Origin of the sequence: Thermomonas sp. (genome assembly GCF_041919455.1) — a bacterium.
In the GTDB taxonomy this organism is placed as follows: Bacteria; Pseudomonadota; Gammaproteobacteria; order Xanthomonadales; family Xanthomonadaceae; genus Thermomonas.
On the sequence record NZ_JAYRTQ010000014.1, the window covers coordinates 25,246 to 40,667 of the forward strand.

A 15,422-nucleotide genomic window follows, 5' to 3' on the forward strand; every position below is an offset into this window, starting at 1 on the left:
TTCCGGGGACTCAGGCGCCACGCACCCGCAACGTCAGGCCCTTGAGGAAATTGCGCAGCAGCTGGTCGCCGCACTGGCGGAAGTTCTTGTGCCCCGGCTGGCGGAACAGCGCCGACAGCTCCGGCTTGGAGACCGGGAAGCCCGCATCGGCGAAAGCCTGGTGCATGTCCACGTCGGTGAACTGGAAGGCCACCCGCAGCTTCTTCAGCACGACGTTGTTGTTGATCCGCTTTTCCACGGGGCGCGGCGGTAGCGATTCATCGCGGCCTCGCCGGTGGATGACCAGGCCATCGAGGAAATACGCCATCACCCGGTCGCTGCAGGCGACATGGCCGGGCTCGTCTTCCTTCAGCAGGTAGCCACGCAATTCGTCCTTCTCGATCGCGAACTCGGGATCCGCGAGGCGGATGATCTCGATCACCTTGTTGTCGCTGAGATCCAGCATGTAGCGGATGCTGCGCAGGATGTCGTTGTTGATCATGGGCCAGGCCTGCGCGCGGAAATGGCCATCAGTCTACCGAGTGCGTCCTCAGCAGTCGTCCGACTGGTGGGTTGCGTAGCGCAAACCGCGCAGCAGGTGTGCGCGGAAACGCGGATCCGCATACAGCGGGATGTCGTGGCCCAGTCCCGTGTACCAGGCGCGTCCGCCCAGGCGTGCGTGGCACCAGGCGATGGGATGGTCGGCGCCCATCTTGCCGCCGGCATACGCGGATTCGTCGACGCTGGCGATGACGTCGACTTGCGCGCGCGGGTTCCGGCGATAGTTGTAGATCTCATCGCGTACCTGCCAGCCGGCGCTGCCGGGCAGCGCATGGCCCGCTTCGAAGCGCACCGGCGATGCCTGCAGGCCGGGCGGATGGCTGTCGAACCACGCGCCGACCAGCTCGCCGTACCAGGGCCAGTCGTATTCGGTATCGGCAGCGGAATGGATGCCGATGTAGCCGCCGCCCGCGCCAACGAAGCGTTCGAATGCCTGTTGTTGCGACGCATCCAGCACGTCCAGCGTGGTGTTGGCGAAGACGACGGCGCGATAGCGCGCCAGCGTGCCGGCATCGAACCGTGCCGGGTCTTCGCTGTGTTCGACCTGCAGCCCGGCCTCGGCACCGAGTTCGCGCAGGGTGTCGATGGCGACCGGGATCGAATCGTGCCGCCAGCCAGTGGTGCGAGTGAACACCAGGATGCGCATCGGCGCTGCAGTGGGTTCCGGCGACCTCGAATGCCGCTCGCGCCCCGCGCAACCGGTCAAGGTCGCGACCAGCAGGGTGAGCAGCACGGCAAGCACGCGTCGCATGTCCATCGGCGGACTATAAATCCGGAGGTCGCGGGTTTTGCATTAACGTGCGACGCGCGGGGATCGTCCCGCGCCAACGTCCCCGCACATGGCCCTCGATCTGTTCCTGAAACCCTACAAGCCCAGATCGCGATCGAAAACCGCCCTGCTGGGCGCGCGCCAGGCGCTGTTCGACGCCTTGCAGGCCGAGTACCCGGGAGCGCGACTGGTCGGTGATGCCAGGCAGGGCTGCATCGAAGGCTTCCCCATCGGCGAGCTGCACATCCGTCCCGACGAACTCCACTGGGCGATGCATGGCGTCGGCGACGACGCGCCGGTCCACGCCTTGGCCGACTGGTTCTTCGCGCAGGGATTCGCCTGCGAAGATCCGCAGGACGCCGGCTTCGACCGACCGCGCATCAAGCCACCTGCCATCCGTGCCGATCTGGACGATCTGGTCGGCGGGCAATGGCTGGGCATGCGCTTCGATCGCAATTACGCCACTGCGCTCGACCTGGATTTCACCCTGGCCGACGGTCGCCACGCCCTGCTGCGGATGTTGCACCTGGGGCGTTGCCAGGTCCCGGAGCTATCGCCGCTGGTGAAAGCGGTGGTCACCGGCAGCGTGTACGAACCCGGCGACTACGACAGCCTCAGCGTGCAGTTCGAAGGTGGCCATGCACTGGTCTTCACCGACGCCGTGTTCGGCGGCGTGCATATCACCGCCTGAGTCATGTCCCCCTGTCGATTCCATGCGCGCCGATACGTCGGTTGATGGACAGCCCGCTTCGATGACCGCAGGAGTCCACGTGAACCCGACCATCACCGCCTTCGAACGTTCCCCGGACCGCGGCCGCGGGCTCGCCCGGGACATGCGCATACGCTGGGCGCTGGAAGAAGTGGGACAGTCGTGCGACGTACGCCTTGTCTCCTTCGCCGCGATGAAGCAACCCGCGCACCTCGCGCTGCATCCGTTCGGGCAGATCCCGACCTACGAGGAAGGCGACCTGGTCTTGTTCGAATCGGGCGCGATCCTGCTCCACATCGCCCAGCGGCACCTCGGCCTGTTGCCGGAAGGCGCGAATGCCCGCGCACGCGCGATGGCCTGGCTGTTCGCCGCGCTCAACACGATGGAACCGCCGATCGTCGAATACGGCATGTCCAAGCTGTTCGAGCGCGACAAGCCCTGGTTCGAGCAGCGGCATCCGATGCTGGAGGAGCGCGTGCGCACACGCCTGGGCCAACTGTCCGCGCACCTAAGCGATACCGATTGGCTCGATGGCGACTTCAGCCTGGGCGACCTGATGATGGTCACGGTGCTGCGCCGCCTCGATGGCCACGGCGTGGTCGAGGACTATCCCCATCTCGCCGCCTACGTGGCCCGAGGCGAAGCGCGTCCGGCCTACCAGCGCGCCTTCCAGGCGCAACTCGCGGTGTTCAACCGCGCAGCAGCAGGACCGGCAACGCCACCAAGCCCAGCAACAGGATGATCGCCACCACCGTCAGCACGACCCGCAACGGTTCGGCACGCAATTGCGACAAGAACGTCTCCGCGGTGCCGTCGCGCACGGCGGCGGCATATTCGGCGCGGGCACGCTCGCCGCGCGCCTGCTGGTACTCGGCCATCAGGCGCTTGGCTTCCACGATCGCGGCATCCTCGCTGATCCAGATGCCGCCTACCGAAATCCGCCACGGGCCCGGCTTGGTCTCGTACCAGGCGATGCCGTTCTCATCGAGCAGTTCGCGCACGTCGTCGGCTTCGTCGTCGGGAACGTTGCGCAGGTTGAGCAGGAGCTTGGCCATGCGCGGATCATAGCCGGACGCCAGTGTCGAACTCAGTCCAGTGGTTGCAACCGGTGTTCCGCGCGCTCGCAGACCACCACGTCGCGATCCTCGGTGACGCTGCCCACTGCACGCACGCGCTGGCCGACGCGCATCGCAGCGAGATCGACCGGGGCTGCCTTGCACAGGTTCCAGCGCGCCGGCAGTTGCACCGGGACCTGGCCATGCGTCGCGGTGTCCACCAGCACGATCGCATTGCCGTCGTAGGTCCAGGGCTTGGTGTCGATGGAGGCGATGACGCCCTCGAGCGTGGCCTGGCTGCCCGACGTCAGCGCGGAGGTCGGGGGAGCGCTGGCGCACCCTGCAGCCGCAAGCGCAACGACGAGGACTGCAGCCTGCATGCCGCGAGCGAAGGGGAAGGACATGCGAACTCCGATGCGAGTGGGAAAGCTCGACCCTAACCCATCGAATGAAAACACCGTGACAACGGACAACCTGATTTCTGCCAGCTGCAGCGCGGGGATGTCATGCGGCTGCATTTGCACGGACAATGGATGCAGGCATGCCACGCGCGGCGCGCGGCGACTCGACGGAACATACATGCGAACTTTCGTACTTCGCGCGCGGGCGGCGCCCACCGACAGCCAGAAATTGCTCGCGGGCGTGGGCCAGGAAGCGCATCCCGAGATCCTGGCGCACACGCTGATGAACGCGATCTTCGTCGCGCAATCGCACCGCGCGGAAGTCGTTGTCTACCTGGTCCTGGAAAGCACCCAGGATTTCTCGCGCACGATCCGTTTCGAGGCCGATGCCATGCACGACATCGGCGGCTTCGACGAACGCTCGCTGCTGGCCAAGGTCGCCAGGGCGCTGGACGCGTCGCGCGGCATGGGCAAGGACGAGGCGCGACCGGTCGAATCCGGCGTGACCGTCCGCACCACCAGCTTCGAACGACTGGTGCAGGAACTGGCCGAGGACCACCAGCTGTTCGTGATGGATCCGAAGGGCACGCCGATCCGCGAGCAGGCATTCGCCGACAACCCCTGCTTCCTGCTCACCGACCACATCCCGATGCCGAAGAAGATCTTCCCCAGCCTGGAACGGCTGGGGGCGAAGAAGCTCACCTTGGGTTCGAAGATGCTGTTCGCCTCGCAGTGCGTGGTGCTGATCCACCACGCACTCGACCAGCGCTGAGGTTCTCGCCCTGCCCTGCTTTCAGGCAAGGAATTCGGTCATCCGCTGCAGCTCGTCATCCAGTGCGGCACGGAAGGCGCGACCCCTTGGTGCGGCAGCGACGTAACCGAATTCCGCTTCGACCCGGCCGCCGCGCAGGCTGATATTGGCCCAACCCGGCACCTGCCCCTGCCACAGCATCGGCAAGGCGTAGTAACCGAAGCTGCGCTTCGCCGCCGGGGTGTAGGCCTCGAACTTGTAGGTCCATCCCCAGAACAGTTCGAAGCGGCGGCGATCCCAGACCACCGGATCGAACGGCGCCAGCAGGCGCAAGCTGTCATCGACGACATGGCGGCGCGCGTTCGGATTCTCGCCTTCGGGCCAGTACCAGGTGGCGCCGTCGATGCGGCAACTCGGCAATCGCGAACGCGCCTGTGCCAGCGCAGCGCGGACCTGGCTTGCCAGGTGCGGCGCGCCATAGCCCAGCAAGCGGGCGAGATAGGTCAGGCTGGCCGCCGGCAGGGGAGCGTATTTGCGCACGATCAGGTCGACCAGTGCGGCGGCGCGGCGGGCCCGCCCTTCGGGGCTGTCGTCGGTCGGCGGATGCGCGGTCGCGGCATACACGCGGATGCCGCCCTCGCGGCGCTGCACGCGCAGCAGGCCGCGGTAGTGCAGGCCATCCAGCAACTGGGTGCTCGCATTGCTGGAGCCGCCCCAGTAGTTGCGCACACGGCCATGGGCGAAATGCTGGTCGACCTGGCGTGGGTGCACCGGGCCGCGTTCGCGCACGAAGGCCAGGACCTCGTCCGCGCGACGCCGGGTGGCGGCGTCCCACGCCCTTCGCGGTTCGCGCGGGTGCATCAGCGCCAGGTGCTCGCGCGGCAGGAAGCCGTAGTTGACCAGGCAATCCTCTTCCACCTGCAGCCGCGGATAGCGACGTTCCAGGTCGCCGGCCCGGTAATCCTTCACCCGATGGCGCAGGGTCAGGTCCTGCGCGCGCGCCGGCGACCGGATCGGATCGGCCTGCACGAAGCCCAGGCGCTGGATCGCGCGCGGCAGCGTGGTCGGCGTGAACAGCGAGCGGGCGATGGCGTAACGGCGCAACGCGTCGAGGGTGGGTGCGGGCATGCGGTGGATTGCAGCACAACGCACCACACGGTGTCAGCGGATATTCGATGGCATGTCGTTGGCGACGGTTGCAGCTTCCCGCTCTTGCTCCGTCAGCAGCTTCGGGACCGGCAGCGTTTGGAAGTCGATGGGCCGGAACACCGGCAGTTGCGCCGGCGGGAACCGCGCCCAGCGCGCCTCGGTCCGCAAATACAGGGTGATGCCGCGGGTGCCATCGCCACCCCAGAGCGGCAGTACGACACGACGGACTTCGTGGTCTTCGCGCAGCAGCAGGCCGCCACCGACATCGCGCGCCAGCTGATGCGCATCCGACATCGCCAGCCAGCCATCGCTGCATTCCAGGCTGAGCTTGAATGCCCGCACCGGCGTGGGCCCCGGCACCGACGATGCCAGCGCGATCGCGGGTGTCCCCGGCTTCACCTCGCGCGACAGCACCTCGCGCGCACCACGCCACCACACCACGTATTCGGTGTCGTCGCGCCAGGCGAGCGTAGACACCTGCGATTCGACGTCCTTCGACGCCCACCACATCGCCAGCCGCAAGTCCGCGCCCTGCCCGGTGAACTGGATGGCAGATGACTCCTTTTCGACCAAGGCCCCGAAACGCGCAAGCTCCGGTGCGCTGCCGGCATCCACCACGCTGGAAAACGTGCCGGTCAGGTCCGGGCATGCGGGCATTCCCGGCATGCGCTTGGTATCGACTGCCGGGAAATTCGCGGGTGGCGCCTGGTCGCCGCGTTGCACGCAGCCGGCGAGCATCAGCAGCGCAGCAAGGTGGACGCAGGTGTTGCGCTTCAGGGTGACGGGCATCGCAGCATGGGACGGGCGGGACGCCCACCATAGCCGTTCCCGCAGCGGCATCGGCTGGACATTCGTTGCCGCGCTGCCGGCCAGCCTCGCGGCTTCCCGGCCGGCCTGTCCGGAAATGTATAGTTCGCCCGTCATGCTGGGTACGGTATCCAGCCCCCAATCGCGGAGACAGCTCATGGGTCTGATTCAAGCAGTGGCAGGTGCGGTCGGCGGCATGCTCGGCGACCAGTGGAAGGACTTCTACACGGTCCCGGCCGGCCTGCCGTCCACGGCGGCATTGTTCGCGGCGGTGCCGCAGGGCACCAATGCGGGCCGCGGTTCGAATACCAGCGGTTCCTCCAACATCATCACCAACGGCTCGAAGATCGTGGTGCCGGAAGGCTACGGCCTGCTGCTGTTCCAGGACGGCAAGATCACCGGCTTCGTGGCCGAGCCGGGCGGTTACGAGTGGCGCTCGGACGACATCAACTCGAAGTCGATCTTCGCCGGCGACGGCATCGTCAGCCCGCTGATCATGCAGAGCTGGGAGCGCTTCAAGTTCGGCGGCCAGCCGGGCTCGCAGCAGGCGGCGTTCTACGTCTCGCTGAAGGAACTGCCGGACAACCGCTTCGGCACCCAGTCCGAGATCTACTGGGACGATGGGTTCCTCAACACGCAGGTCGGCGCGGTCACCCGCGGCTCGTACACGCTGAAGATCGTCGACCCGATCCTGTTCGTGAAGAACTTCGTGCCGGCCAGCTACCTGCAGCCCGGCAAGGTGTTCGATTTCACCGACCTCGACAACGCCGCGGCGGCGCAGCTGTTCAACGAAGTCGTCGGTTCGCTGGCGCCGGCGTTCAGCCTGTACACGAACGACCCGTCCAAGGGCAACCGCATCACCAAGCTGCAGCAGGATTCGATCGGCTTCGCCAAGAGCCTGTCGGATGCGGTCGAGAACGGCTACCAGTGGAAGTCGGATCGCGGCCTGGTGATCGCCAAGACCGCCATCGTCTCGATCGAATACGACGCCAACACCAAGGAACTGCTGAAGACCGTGCAGCGCGCGGACGCACTGTCCGGCGCGCGCGGCAATTCCAACCTGCAGGCCAGCGTGGCGCAGGGCATCCAGTCCGCGGGCGAGACCGGCGGTGCCGCCGGCCTGATGGGCATCGGCATGGCCAGCGGGATGATGGGCGTCGGCAACATGCAGCAGCCGGTGGCACCGGCCGCGCCCGCCGCCGACGATCCGATCGCCAAGCTCAAGAAGGCCAAGGAGATGCTCGACCTGGGCCTGATCACCCAGGACGACTACGACGCGCTCAAGGCCAAGGCGCTGGGACTGTAAACCGGGAACCGCGCAACCACCATGTCGAACGCCAACACCCCGCCACCGGTGCCGCCCAGCGGCCCCGGATCGCCGCAGGACGTGCCGCCGCTGCCGGGGCAGTTCGGCATCGATCCGTCCACCCTGCCCCCGCCGATCCGCGATGAATTGCTGGCGCCCGATCCGGTCGCCATCGACACGTCGGCGGAAGAACTCAAGGACGGCGCCAACCGCTGCCCGAAGTGCGGCGCCACCGACATCAGGCAGCGGCCCGGCACCGACCTGCTGGTCTGCCTGTACTGCCGCAACGAATGGCACGGGCAGCGGGTCGAGGAGGAATTCGGCTTCGGCGAGGGCCTGGACGACCTGGCCGGCACGATCATGGCCTCGGGCGCCCGCGACATCGACGACGATGTCTCCAGCCTGATGACCTACAAGTGCACCGGCTGCGGCGCCGAGGTCACGGTCAACACCGAGAGCACGATGACCGCACGCTGCCATTGGTGCCGCCACGTGTTCGGCGTCAACGAGCAGGTCGCGAACGGCGCGGTGCCCGACGCGGTGCTGCCCTTCCACATCAAGAAGGACGATGCGGTCGCGCGGATCCGCCAGTTCGTGGACAAGCGGCGGATGTTCGCGCTGAAGGAATTCAAGGAACAGTTCACGCCGGAGAACGTGGTCGGCGTGTACCTGCCGTACATGATCGTGGACGGCAAGGCCAGCGCGGACGTGGCCGGCCAGGGCGAGATCGAGACGCGCCGCTACACCCAGGGCAGCGGCGACAAGAAGAAGACCTACTACGACGCCGACATCTACCGGGTGGAACGGCACGTGGACTTCACCGTCGACGACCTGCCGCTGGAGTCCTCCACCGAGCGCGGCAACCTGGACACCGGCGTCAACACCAACAACATCATCAACACGATCCTGCCGTTCGACACCAAGAACGCGGTGAAGTGGAACGCGTCCTACCTGTCCGGCTATACCTCGGAGAAGCGCGACACCGACGTGGAGCAGTTGCGCCCGCGGCTCGAGGACCAGTTGCTGTCGATCGCGCGCTGCCAGGTCGAGGAATCGGTGAACCGCTTCGACCGCGGCGTGCGCTGGGAACAGGAACGCCTGGACGTGCACGGCACCCGCTGGGTGGCGATGTACCTGCCCGTGTGGCTGTACTCCTACCAGCAGGGCGGTAAGGGCGGGATGCTGCACTACATCGCGGTGAACGGCCGCACCGGCGAAACCATGGGCAGCGTGCCGGTGCAGCAGTGGAAGCTGTTGCTGGCCGCGATCACCGTTGGCACCTTCCTGGAAGGCATTGCACTCTGGATGTTGGGGAGTTCCTCATGAGCGACGATGGTGGCCTGGCCCTGCTCCTGCTCGGCCCGGCGGGCGGTGCCGGCCTGTACTGGATGCTGTATCGCTACTACCGCAATACCGACAAGTCGCACGCCTTCGAGCGCGAGACCGTGGTCGATGCCAAGCCGGTGACCGGCGCGGAACGCGACCGCAAGGTCGACGAGATCAAGGGCACCCGCGAATCGCGGATCCAGGGCGACAACCTGCGCGAGTACCGCAAACGGGTGCAGCGGATCCGCGACGACGGCAGCTGATCCCCTCCGCCGCCAATCGGGGCAAGCAAAACAGGTGCACGCATTGAGCAACCTGATCCACCTGATCTATTGCAGCGCCGCACCGCGGCCCCTGGGCCGCGAGGAGCTGGCCGCGCTTCTGGCCGGCGCACGCCTGCACAACGAGCGCCACGGCATCACCGGGATGCTGCTGCATGTCGATGGCAGCTTCTTCCAGGTGCTGGAGGGCGCGCCGGACGATGTGGAACGCCTGTTCGCGCGGATCAGCGCGGATCCCCGCCACGACCATGTCACCGTGATCATCCGCGAGCCCGTGGCCACCCGCGCATTCGGCGAGTGGACGATGGGGCATGCGGAAATGACCCGCGACGACCTGGACGGGATCGTCGGCGCCAATGACTTCTTCGCGAGCGGCGGATCGCTGCCCGAGATCGGCGAGGGACGCGCGAAGAAGCTGCTGGCGGCGTTCCGCGACGGGCGTTGGCGGACGGCGCCGGCCAACGCCGTCGCTGCCGCCGAAGACGCCACCTTGCCGCCGCTGCGCTATGCCTTCGCGTTCCAGCCCATCGTGCATGCGCCCACCCGTTCGATCTTTTCCCATGAAGCGCTGATTCGCGGCCCGGGCGGCGAGAACGCCGCGTCGATCCTGCAGCGCAGCCAGCCGGTGGACATGCATGCATTGCGCGAACGGCAACGCATCGCCGCGCTGGAAGCAGCGGCGCGGCTGGGCCTGTGCACGCGCATCAACATCAATTTCCAGCCGTCGGACATCGCGCACTCGCCGACCGCGATCTCATCGCTGCTGGACGCAGCGGGCCGCTGCGGCATCCCGCCCGGATCGATCGTGCTGGAAGTGCTGGAGAGCGAGATCATCCGCGACTCCGGCGACTTTTCCGCACGGATGAACCCGTACCGCGCCTCCGGCCTGACCTTCGCCATCGACGACTTCGGGTCCGGCTACGCGGGCCTGAACCTGCTCGCCGATTTCCAGCCCGACCTGCTCAAGATCGACATGAACCTGGTGCGCGGGATCGAGCGCAACGGTCCGCGCCAGGCGATCCTGCGCGGCATCGCCCGTACCTGCCTCGACCTGGGCATCGACCTGATCGCCGAGGGCGTGGAAACGGTCGAGGAATATGCCTGGTTCCGCGCCGAGGGGATCGAATTGTTCCAGGGCTTCCTGCTGGCCAAGCCCGTGTTCGACCGGCTTTCCACGGACTTTTACCTGCCCTAGCCGAGCGTCGTCACCACGGCACGTCACGGCCGTCCCAGGCGATGAAACGACCACTGTCGCGTGGTTGCAACCCGGCGATGACATCCAGCAACTGGCGCGCAGCGCGTGCAGGCGTGAACAACGCATTCGCGGGAACGCGCGACTGGAACGGCGCGGACAGCGGCGTGTCCACGGTGCCCGGATGCAGCAGCACGCAGGTCGCAAGCGGATGGCTGCGATGCAACTCGATGGACAGCGTGCGCAGCAACTGGTTCTGCGCGGCCTTCGACGCGCGATAGGCGTACCAGCCGCCCAGCCGGTTGTCGCCGATCGAACCCACCCGCGCCGACAGCGATGCGACCACGCAACGCGAGCGCGCATCCAGCAGCGGCAGCAGCGCACGCACCAGCAGGATCGGGGCGAATGCATTCAACGCGAACACCTGCTGGAACGCCGCGCGATCCAGCGTGGCCAGCGATTTTTCCGGCTGCACCGCATCGTCATGCAACACGCCCGCGCAATTCACCGCCAGGTGCAGGACACCGGTCACCGAGCGCACGCCCACGGCGACTGCGTCGATCCCGGCATCCGTGGCCAGGTCGGCATCGATGCGATGCAACCTCGGGCCATGCAGGCGTGCGAGCGCCGCCAGTTCCGGCGATGCACACGCATGGCGCGACACCGCACAGATGCCCGCCACCGCCTGGTTGTCCAGCAGCGCCTCGACCATCGCCAGGCCGATGCCACTGCTGGCACCGGTCACCAGCACCTGCGCGGGCGCGTCCAGGCCATCCACGGGGCTTCGCATGCGTCTGTGCTCCCAGGTCAGCGGCTACGGTGGACGCGATCGCGCCCGGGCGCAATCGCTGCTGCAATCCCGCAGCGCTGGCCGACCGCGACCCGCGTGGCGATACTGCTCCCGACTCGACTGACGGATCACGAGCATGCGCATCCTCCTCGCGGGCGCGACCGGACTGGTGGGACAAGGCGTGCTGCACGAAATCCTGGCCGACGCCGCGGTGACCCATGTCGGCCTGCTGGGCAGGCGCATGGTCCATCACGACGACCCGCGCGTGCAGTCGCTGGTGGTCGAGCGGTTCGATGCACTCGACACCATCGCCGATCGACTCGCGCCTTGGGATGCCTGCTTCTACTGCGCCGGTGCACCACCGGTGGGCACGGCGGCGGACGAGTACCGGCGGGTGACCGTCGACCTGACCCTGCACGTGGCGCGCGCCTTGGCCGGACGCAATCCGCAGGGCCGGTTCCTGTACATCTCCGGGGCCAACGCCAATCCTCGCAGCAGGCTCATGCCGTTGCGGGTCAAGGGCGAAGCGGAAACGTTGTTGCAGGCCTTGCCCATCTCCACCGTGATGCTCCGCCCCGGCGGCGTGCAACCCGCCCACGGCGAACGCAGCCCGCATGCATGGATGCGCCCGATGTACGCGCTGGGCAGCCCGCTGATGGGGCTGGGCGTGCGCCTGTTGCCGGGCCTGATGACCAGCACCGCGGCCATCGGCCGCACCATGCTGGCGCTGGCCGCGATGGACAAGCCGCCGCGCGTGGTCGAGAACGCCACGATCAATCGCATCGCCGCGGGTGCGCCGCCCTGACCCGGCACCGGCCTGTTTCGTGCGGATGTCGCGTTGCCTCGGGGAGATGTCTCCCGCCTTGCGTTTGCTCATGGGAGGCGACGACACCGGGGATGACATGCACGCAACACCCAGCGCAGCACCCGCGGACTACCGCAATTTCCACCTGTGGATGCTGGTGCCGTTCGCGATCTCGATCCTGGGGTTCTCGTACAGCTACTACCTGGACCTGTCGAGGGCCACCTTCCACCAGCACGTGCACGGCATCTCCGCCACGCTCTGGTATGTGCTGGTGGTGATCCAGCCCTACCTGATCGCGCGCAGGCACGACATCCAGGGGCATCGATCACTCGGTGCCGTCGGCACCCTGCTGGCCGGCGTGGTCGCGGGCAGCGCCTATGCCCTGATCCCGCGCAACATCGACGATGTCGCAACGCTGGACCCGAACGGCTTCTTCAACCCCACGTTCGCCTATTTCGCGGTGATCATCGATGTCCTGCTGGTGAGCATGTTCGCCGTCAGCGTGGTCATGGCGATCTTCGCCATCAAGCGCCGCGACCTGGCCGGTCACGTGCAATGGATGATGGCGTCGGTGTTCTTCGTGCTGTCGCCGGCGCTGGCGCGGATGATGGGCATCGGCGCGATCATCGCCAACCAGGGCGACATGACCGGGATCAATCTGGTGAAGCTGGCCATCCCGGCGATGGCGGTGATCATGGCCCTGGTGCTGCTCTACTTCCGCAGGTTCGGCAGCTTCAGGCACCCGGCCTTCTGGCTGCTGCTGGCCTGCCACCTCCCGTACCTGTTCGTGGAACCGATCGGCAACAATCTTGCGATCCAGGGCGTGCTCGCCGCCATCTTCAAGTAAGGCGAGGTCAGGCGACCTCGGCGATCCAGGTGCGACGCTCCGCGCCCGACAGCAGGCTGTGGTGGCGGTCCAGCTGGGCAACGAAACGGCTGAACACCGCGCCGGCTGGCGGTTCCGCCTGGATCGCGGCCTCGCGCGACTGGCGATAGCGCTGGGCCGGGCTTTCCACCGGCCCGCCCTCGCGCAGGACCTGGGCGAACTGCAGCGAGCGCAGTTCGGCCTCCGCTTCCAGCGCGACGGAACCCTGCGGATGCGGTTGTTGCCATTCGGTCCCGCGGTCGCGGTCGACCACGTCCACGAACGGAAGGAAGCTGCCGTCCTGCATGCGGCGCGTACCGGCGGTGAAGGATTGCGACATGGCGATGCCCCTGTGGTGATGACGGGGCGACTGTCCACCCGCGCAAGTGGAGACGCCGTGATGGCGCACGCGGCGCGAAGAGCGGATCGCAGCGTGCCGGGCACATCCATGGCGCGGTTACTTCGCGGGCGTCCCAGGGCTGCCGTAGAGGAAGGTCAGCGCACCCGGCAGGCGTTGCTCCCATGCCGCTTCGGTGTGTTCGGCAGCGGCATCCACCACCACGCGGAAATTCGATGCGTCGTAGCCGGCGGCATGGAAATTCGCTTCGACCTGGCGCACCAGGTCGACCATCTTCTTGTTCACGGCCGCATTGGACGACTCCTTGCCGCCGAAGCCGATGAACACGCGTTGCGGCATCGCCACCAGCGGGCTGGTATCGCGCACCAGCTGGCCCAGGCCGATCCACAGCACCGGGCTTTCGATCAGCCCGTAGCCGAACACGTTCGGCTTTGCCAGCAAGGCGTAGAGGCTGGCCACGCCGCCGTAGGATGAGCCGCCGATGCCGGTATGCATCGGGCCTTGCAGCGTCCGGTACCGGCCATCCACCAGCGGCAGCACCTCGCGCGCCATGAAGTCGGGGAACCGCTTGCCTGCAGGCTCGTCCATGTCGGGGTTGCCGACGAAATCCTTGTACGGCAGGTACTCGTGCGCCCGCTGCATGCCGGCGTGATCCACGCCGACCACGATCATCGGCGGAATTGTCTGGTCGGCGACCAGCCGCCGTACCGTTTCGTCGGCACCCCATTCGTGGTGGCTGACGTCGCTGAGGCAGGCATCGAACACGTTCTGCCCGTCGAGCAGGTAGAGCACGGGATAGCGGCGATCCTTGTTGGCTGCGTCCGCGTAGCCTGCAGGCAGCAGCACCCGGATCGTGCGTTCGTTACCGAAGATCGCGCTCTTGAGCGCATGCATGCGCAAATCGCCGGTGACGGTCGCGGTGCATGTTGAAGGTGCTTGCGTCGCGGCTGCATGGGATGCACCCACGAGCGACAAGCAAAGCAGGAAAACGCGACAGCGCAGCGATTCTCGCATCGGGACTCCCTGGCCGTGATGCCGGCAGCTTACCACCCAGGCGCGGATTGGCCAGCGGGCGACTTGCCGCGCATGGACGCCATCGGCTTCCTATTGCGCAGGATCGTCCGACGGATGGTCGACCGTGTACAGCCAGCGTCCATCGATCTTCTTCTGCACGTCGGTGAAACGCCCGCGCTGCACGGTTTCCGCCTGCGTTTCCTTGTTGACCGCACGGATCGCGTACGTGCCCCACGCCACCCGCGTGTCGCCCACCGCCTCATGGCCGATGGTCGTCATCTCGACGTCCTTCACCAGGAAGCCGCCGAGGAAGTGCGCGAAGCCGTCGCGGATGGCGGTCCGCCCCCTGGCCATCGTGCCGCCGGGAAACCAGATGATCGCGTCCTCGGCATAACAGGCAGCGACGGCATCGGCATTGTTGGCTTCGAAGCCCGCGGTGAAGCAGTCCCCGGCAGAAGCGGCAGGATCCGCGGCACTCGCCCCGCTCCACCACAGCGCGCCCATGCACAACCACAGGGTGCGGACTCGATTGGATGCACGCATGTGACGACTCCCCGGCTGATTGCTTCAGCTAACGCCGCGGCGTGAGGGTAACGGCCATCACCTTCCGGCAGATGGCGGCTTCCTGTTACCGAAGTCAGGCAGCAGAGCCGCCTTGCGTCGTGTCCAGCAGTCGCCCCAGTTGCTCGCGCAGTTCGGCCACCTCGGCTTCCAGCACCGCCACCCGTGCGGCAAGCCCGGTCGCCGGCGCTTCGCCCGCTCCCCCTGACTCGCGCACGACGATCGCGTCCACGTCCACCGGCCCGCACAGCAGGTGGGCGAAGCGATCTTCGCGCTGGCCCGCGCCGCGCGGCAGCTGCACCACCAGCGCGGGCTGGCGCCTGGCCAGCCGCTCCAATTGGTGGCGCACGCCTTCCACGTCGGCGAAGGCATGCAGCCGCTCGCCACGCGTGAGCAGCTCGCCCGCCGTTTGCGAGCCACGCAACAGCAGCAAGCCCAGCAGGGCCACCTGCTGCGATGTCAGCCCGAAATGCTGCATCGCGCGATGTTCGTAGCGCTCCGCACGCGATGAAAACACTTGCCTCGCCAGCCCCTTCGCCTCCAGTTGGCGCAGCGCGTGGTTGACCGCGCCGGTCTCCAGCGCCATCACCGGCTCGCGCGCGGTCTTCTGGTTGGCGGCCGATTGCACCGCGGCGATCGTCAATGGATAGACGTCGGGCGTGGTCGCTTCCTTCTCGATCAGGCACCCCAGCGCGCGTGCTTCGGCGGCGGTGAGCAACGGCGGGGATTCGCTGGCCTCCATG

20 protein-coding genes are annotated in these 15,422 nt (G+C 67.1%); 9 read left to right on the top strand and 11 right to left on the bottom strand.

From position 1 onward, the window contains the following. Positions 1-10: 10 nt before the first annotated feature. Together ACE3T8_RS10740 and ACE3T8_RS10745 are read right to left on the bottom strand one after the other, a co-directional pair. Complete coding sequence (locus ACE3T8_RS10740) at positions 11-481, bottom strand: DUF1456 family protein (protein WP_374609188.1); 471 nt, start codon at positions 479-481, stop codon at positions 11-13. Positions 482-529: 48 nt separating this feature from the next. Next, positions 530-1,297, bottom strand: coding sequence for a ThuA domain-containing protein (locus tag ACE3T8_RS10745; RefSeq protein WP_374609189.1), 768 nt, complete (start codon positions 1,295-1,297; stop codon positions 530-532). 82 nt (positions 1,298-1,379) lie between these two features. On the opposite strand from ACE3T8_RS10745, the gene ACE3T8_RS10750 reads away from it, so the two are divergent. Both ACE3T8_RS10750 and ACE3T8_RS10755 read left to right on the top strand, forming a co-directional pair. Continuing rightward, on the top strand, positions 1,380-2,000 hold the full coding sequence (locus ACE3T8_RS10750; RefSeq protein ID WP_374609190.1) for a hypothetical protein: 621 nt from the start codon (positions 1,380-1,382) through the stop codon (positions 1,998-2,000). A 79-nt stretch (positions 2,001-2,079) separates the two neighbouring features. Continuing rightward, on the top strand, positions 2,080-2,760 hold the full coding sequence (locus ACE3T8_RS10755) for a glutathione S-transferase family protein (RefSeq protein WP_374609191.1): 681 nt from the start codon (positions 2,080-2,082) through the stop codon (positions 2,758-2,760). Here the strand turns inward: ACE3T8_RS10755 and ACE3T8_RS10760 are convergent. Both ACE3T8_RS10760 and ACE3T8_RS10765 read right to left on the bottom strand, forming a co-directional pair. Then, on the bottom strand, positions 2,708-3,073 hold the full coding sequence (locus tag ACE3T8_RS10760; protein WP_374609192.1) for a DUF6164 family protein: 366 nt from the start codon (positions 3,071-3,073) through the stop codon (positions 2,708-2,710). The genes ACE3T8_RS10755 and ACE3T8_RS10760 overlap by 53 nt on opposite strands. Before the next feature lie 32 nt (positions 3,074-3,105). Next, the gene (locus tag ACE3T8_RS10765; RefSeq protein WP_374609193.1) at positions 3,106-3,477 is read right to left on the bottom strand and encodes a hypothetical protein; all 372 of its coding nucleotides are present in this window, start codon (positions 3,475-3,477) and stop codon (positions 3,106-3,108) included. A gap of 175 nt (positions 3,478-3,652) precedes the next feature. Between ACE3T8_RS10765 and trmY the strand changes: the two genes are divergently transcribed. Continuing rightward, entirely contained in the window at positions 3,653-4,246 is a 594-nt protein-coding gene (gene trmY / locus ACE3T8_RS10770; RefSeq protein ID WP_374609194.1) for a tRNA (pseudouridine(54)-N(1))-methyltransferase TrmY, read from the top strand. Between the two features lie 21 nt (positions 4,247-4,267). Here the strand turns inward: trmY and ACE3T8_RS10775 are convergent, their stop codons facing one another. Further along, positions 4,268-5,353, bottom strand: coding sequence for a DNA glycosylase AlkZ-like family protein (locus ACE3T8_RS10775; protein ID WP_374609195.1), 1,086 nt, complete (start codon positions 5,351-5,353; stop codon positions 4,268-4,270). Between the two features lie 33 nt (positions 5,354-5,386). Further along, positions 5,387-6,163 carry a hypothetical protein gene (locus ACE3T8_RS10780; RefSeq protein ID WP_374609196.1) on the bottom strand — a complete coding sequence of 259 codons (777 nt, stop codon included), beginning with the start codon at positions 6,161-6,163 and terminating at the stop codon, positions 5,387-5,389. Positions 6,164-6,338: 175 nt separating this feature from the next. Here ACE3T8_RS10780 and ACE3T8_RS10785 point away from each other — a divergent pair, with 175 nt between their 5' ends. From ACE3T8_RS10785 to ACE3T8_RS10800, 4 genes are read left to right on the top strand one after another with little or no spacing between them, the layout of a single operon-like run. Further along, positions 6,339-7,487 carry an SPFH domain-containing protein gene (locus ACE3T8_RS10785; RefSeq protein WP_374609197.1) on the top strand — a complete coding sequence of 383 codons (1,149 nt, stop codon included), beginning with the start codon at positions 6,339-6,341 and terminating at the stop codon, positions 7,485-7,487. Positions 7,488-7,508: 21 nt separating this feature from the next. Further along, entirely contained in the window at positions 7,509-8,813 is a 1,305-nt protein-coding gene (locus tag ACE3T8_RS10790) for a TFIIB-type zinc ribbon-containing protein (protein ID WP_374609198.1), read from the top strand. Further along, positions 8,810-9,076 carry a hypothetical protein gene (locus tag ACE3T8_RS10795; protein ID WP_374609199.1) on the top strand — a complete coding sequence of 89 codons (267 nt, stop codon included), beginning with the start codon at positions 8,810-8,812 and terminating at the stop codon, positions 9,074-9,076. The genes ACE3T8_RS10790 and ACE3T8_RS10795 overlap by 4 nt, the downstream gene beginning before the upstream one ends. Before the next feature lie 43 nt (positions 9,077-9,119). After that, positions 9,120-10,289, top strand: a complete 1,170-nt coding sequence (locus tag ACE3T8_RS10800) for a diguanylate phosphodiesterase (protein WP_374609200.1) — start codon at positions 9,120-9,122, stop codon at positions 10,287-10,289. Between the two features lie 10 nt (positions 10,290-10,299). Here the strand turns inward: ACE3T8_RS10800 and ACE3T8_RS10805 are convergent, their stop codons facing one another. After that, positions 10,300-11,076 (bottom strand): SDR family NAD(P)-dependent oxidoreductase, encoded by a 777-nt coding sequence (locus ACE3T8_RS10805; RefSeq protein ID WP_374609201.1) that lies wholly within the window; start codon positions 11,074-11,076, stop codon positions 10,300-10,302. A gap of 136 nt (positions 11,077-11,212) precedes the next feature. On the opposite strand from ACE3T8_RS10805, the gene ACE3T8_RS10810 reads away from it, so the two are divergent. Both ACE3T8_RS10810 and ACE3T8_RS10815 read left to right on the top strand, forming a co-directional pair. Next, positions 11,213-11,881, top strand: coding sequence for an NAD-dependent epimerase/dehydratase family protein (locus ACE3T8_RS10810; RefSeq protein ID WP_374609202.1), 669 nt, complete (start codon positions 11,213-11,215; stop codon positions 11,879-11,881). A gap of 97 nt (positions 11,882-11,978) precedes the next feature. Continuing rightward, the gene (locus ACE3T8_RS10815) at positions 11,979-12,728 is read left to right on the top strand and encodes a hypothetical protein (RefSeq protein ID WP_374609203.1); all 750 of its coding nucleotides are present in this window, start codon (positions 11,979-11,981) and stop codon (positions 12,726-12,728) included. A 7-nt stretch (positions 12,729-12,735) separates the two neighbouring features. Here the strand turns inward: ACE3T8_RS10815 and ACE3T8_RS10820 are convergent, their stop codons facing one another. The 4 genes from ACE3T8_RS10820 to ACE3T8_RS10835 form a co-directional block, all read right to left on the bottom strand. Beyond that, positions 12,736-13,086 carry a hypothetical protein gene (locus tag ACE3T8_RS10820; RefSeq protein ID WP_374609204.1) on the bottom strand — a complete coding sequence of 117 codons (351 nt, stop codon included), beginning with the start codon at positions 13,084-13,086 and terminating at the stop codon, positions 12,736-12,738. Positions 13,087-13,203: 117 nt separating this feature from the next. Next, the gene (locus ACE3T8_RS10825) at positions 13,204-13,998 is read right to left on the bottom strand and encodes an alpha/beta hydrolase (RefSeq protein WP_374609205.1); all 795 of its coding nucleotides are present in this window, start codon (positions 13,996-13,998) and stop codon (positions 13,204-13,206) included. A 210-nt stretch (positions 13,999-14,208) separates the two neighbouring features. Continuing rightward, the gene (locus tag ACE3T8_RS10830; RefSeq protein WP_374609206.1) at positions 14,209-14,661 is read right to left on the bottom strand and encodes a nuclear transport factor 2 family protein; all 453 of its coding nucleotides are present in this window, start codon (positions 14,659-14,661) and stop codon (positions 14,209-14,211) included. A 94-nt stretch (positions 14,662-14,755) separates the two neighbouring features. Further along, complete coding sequence (locus tag ACE3T8_RS10835) at positions 14,756-15,421, bottom strand: YceH family protein (protein WP_374609207.1); 666 nt, start codon at positions 15,419-15,421, stop codon at positions 14,756-14,758. Position 15,422 lies beyond the last annotated feature (1 nt).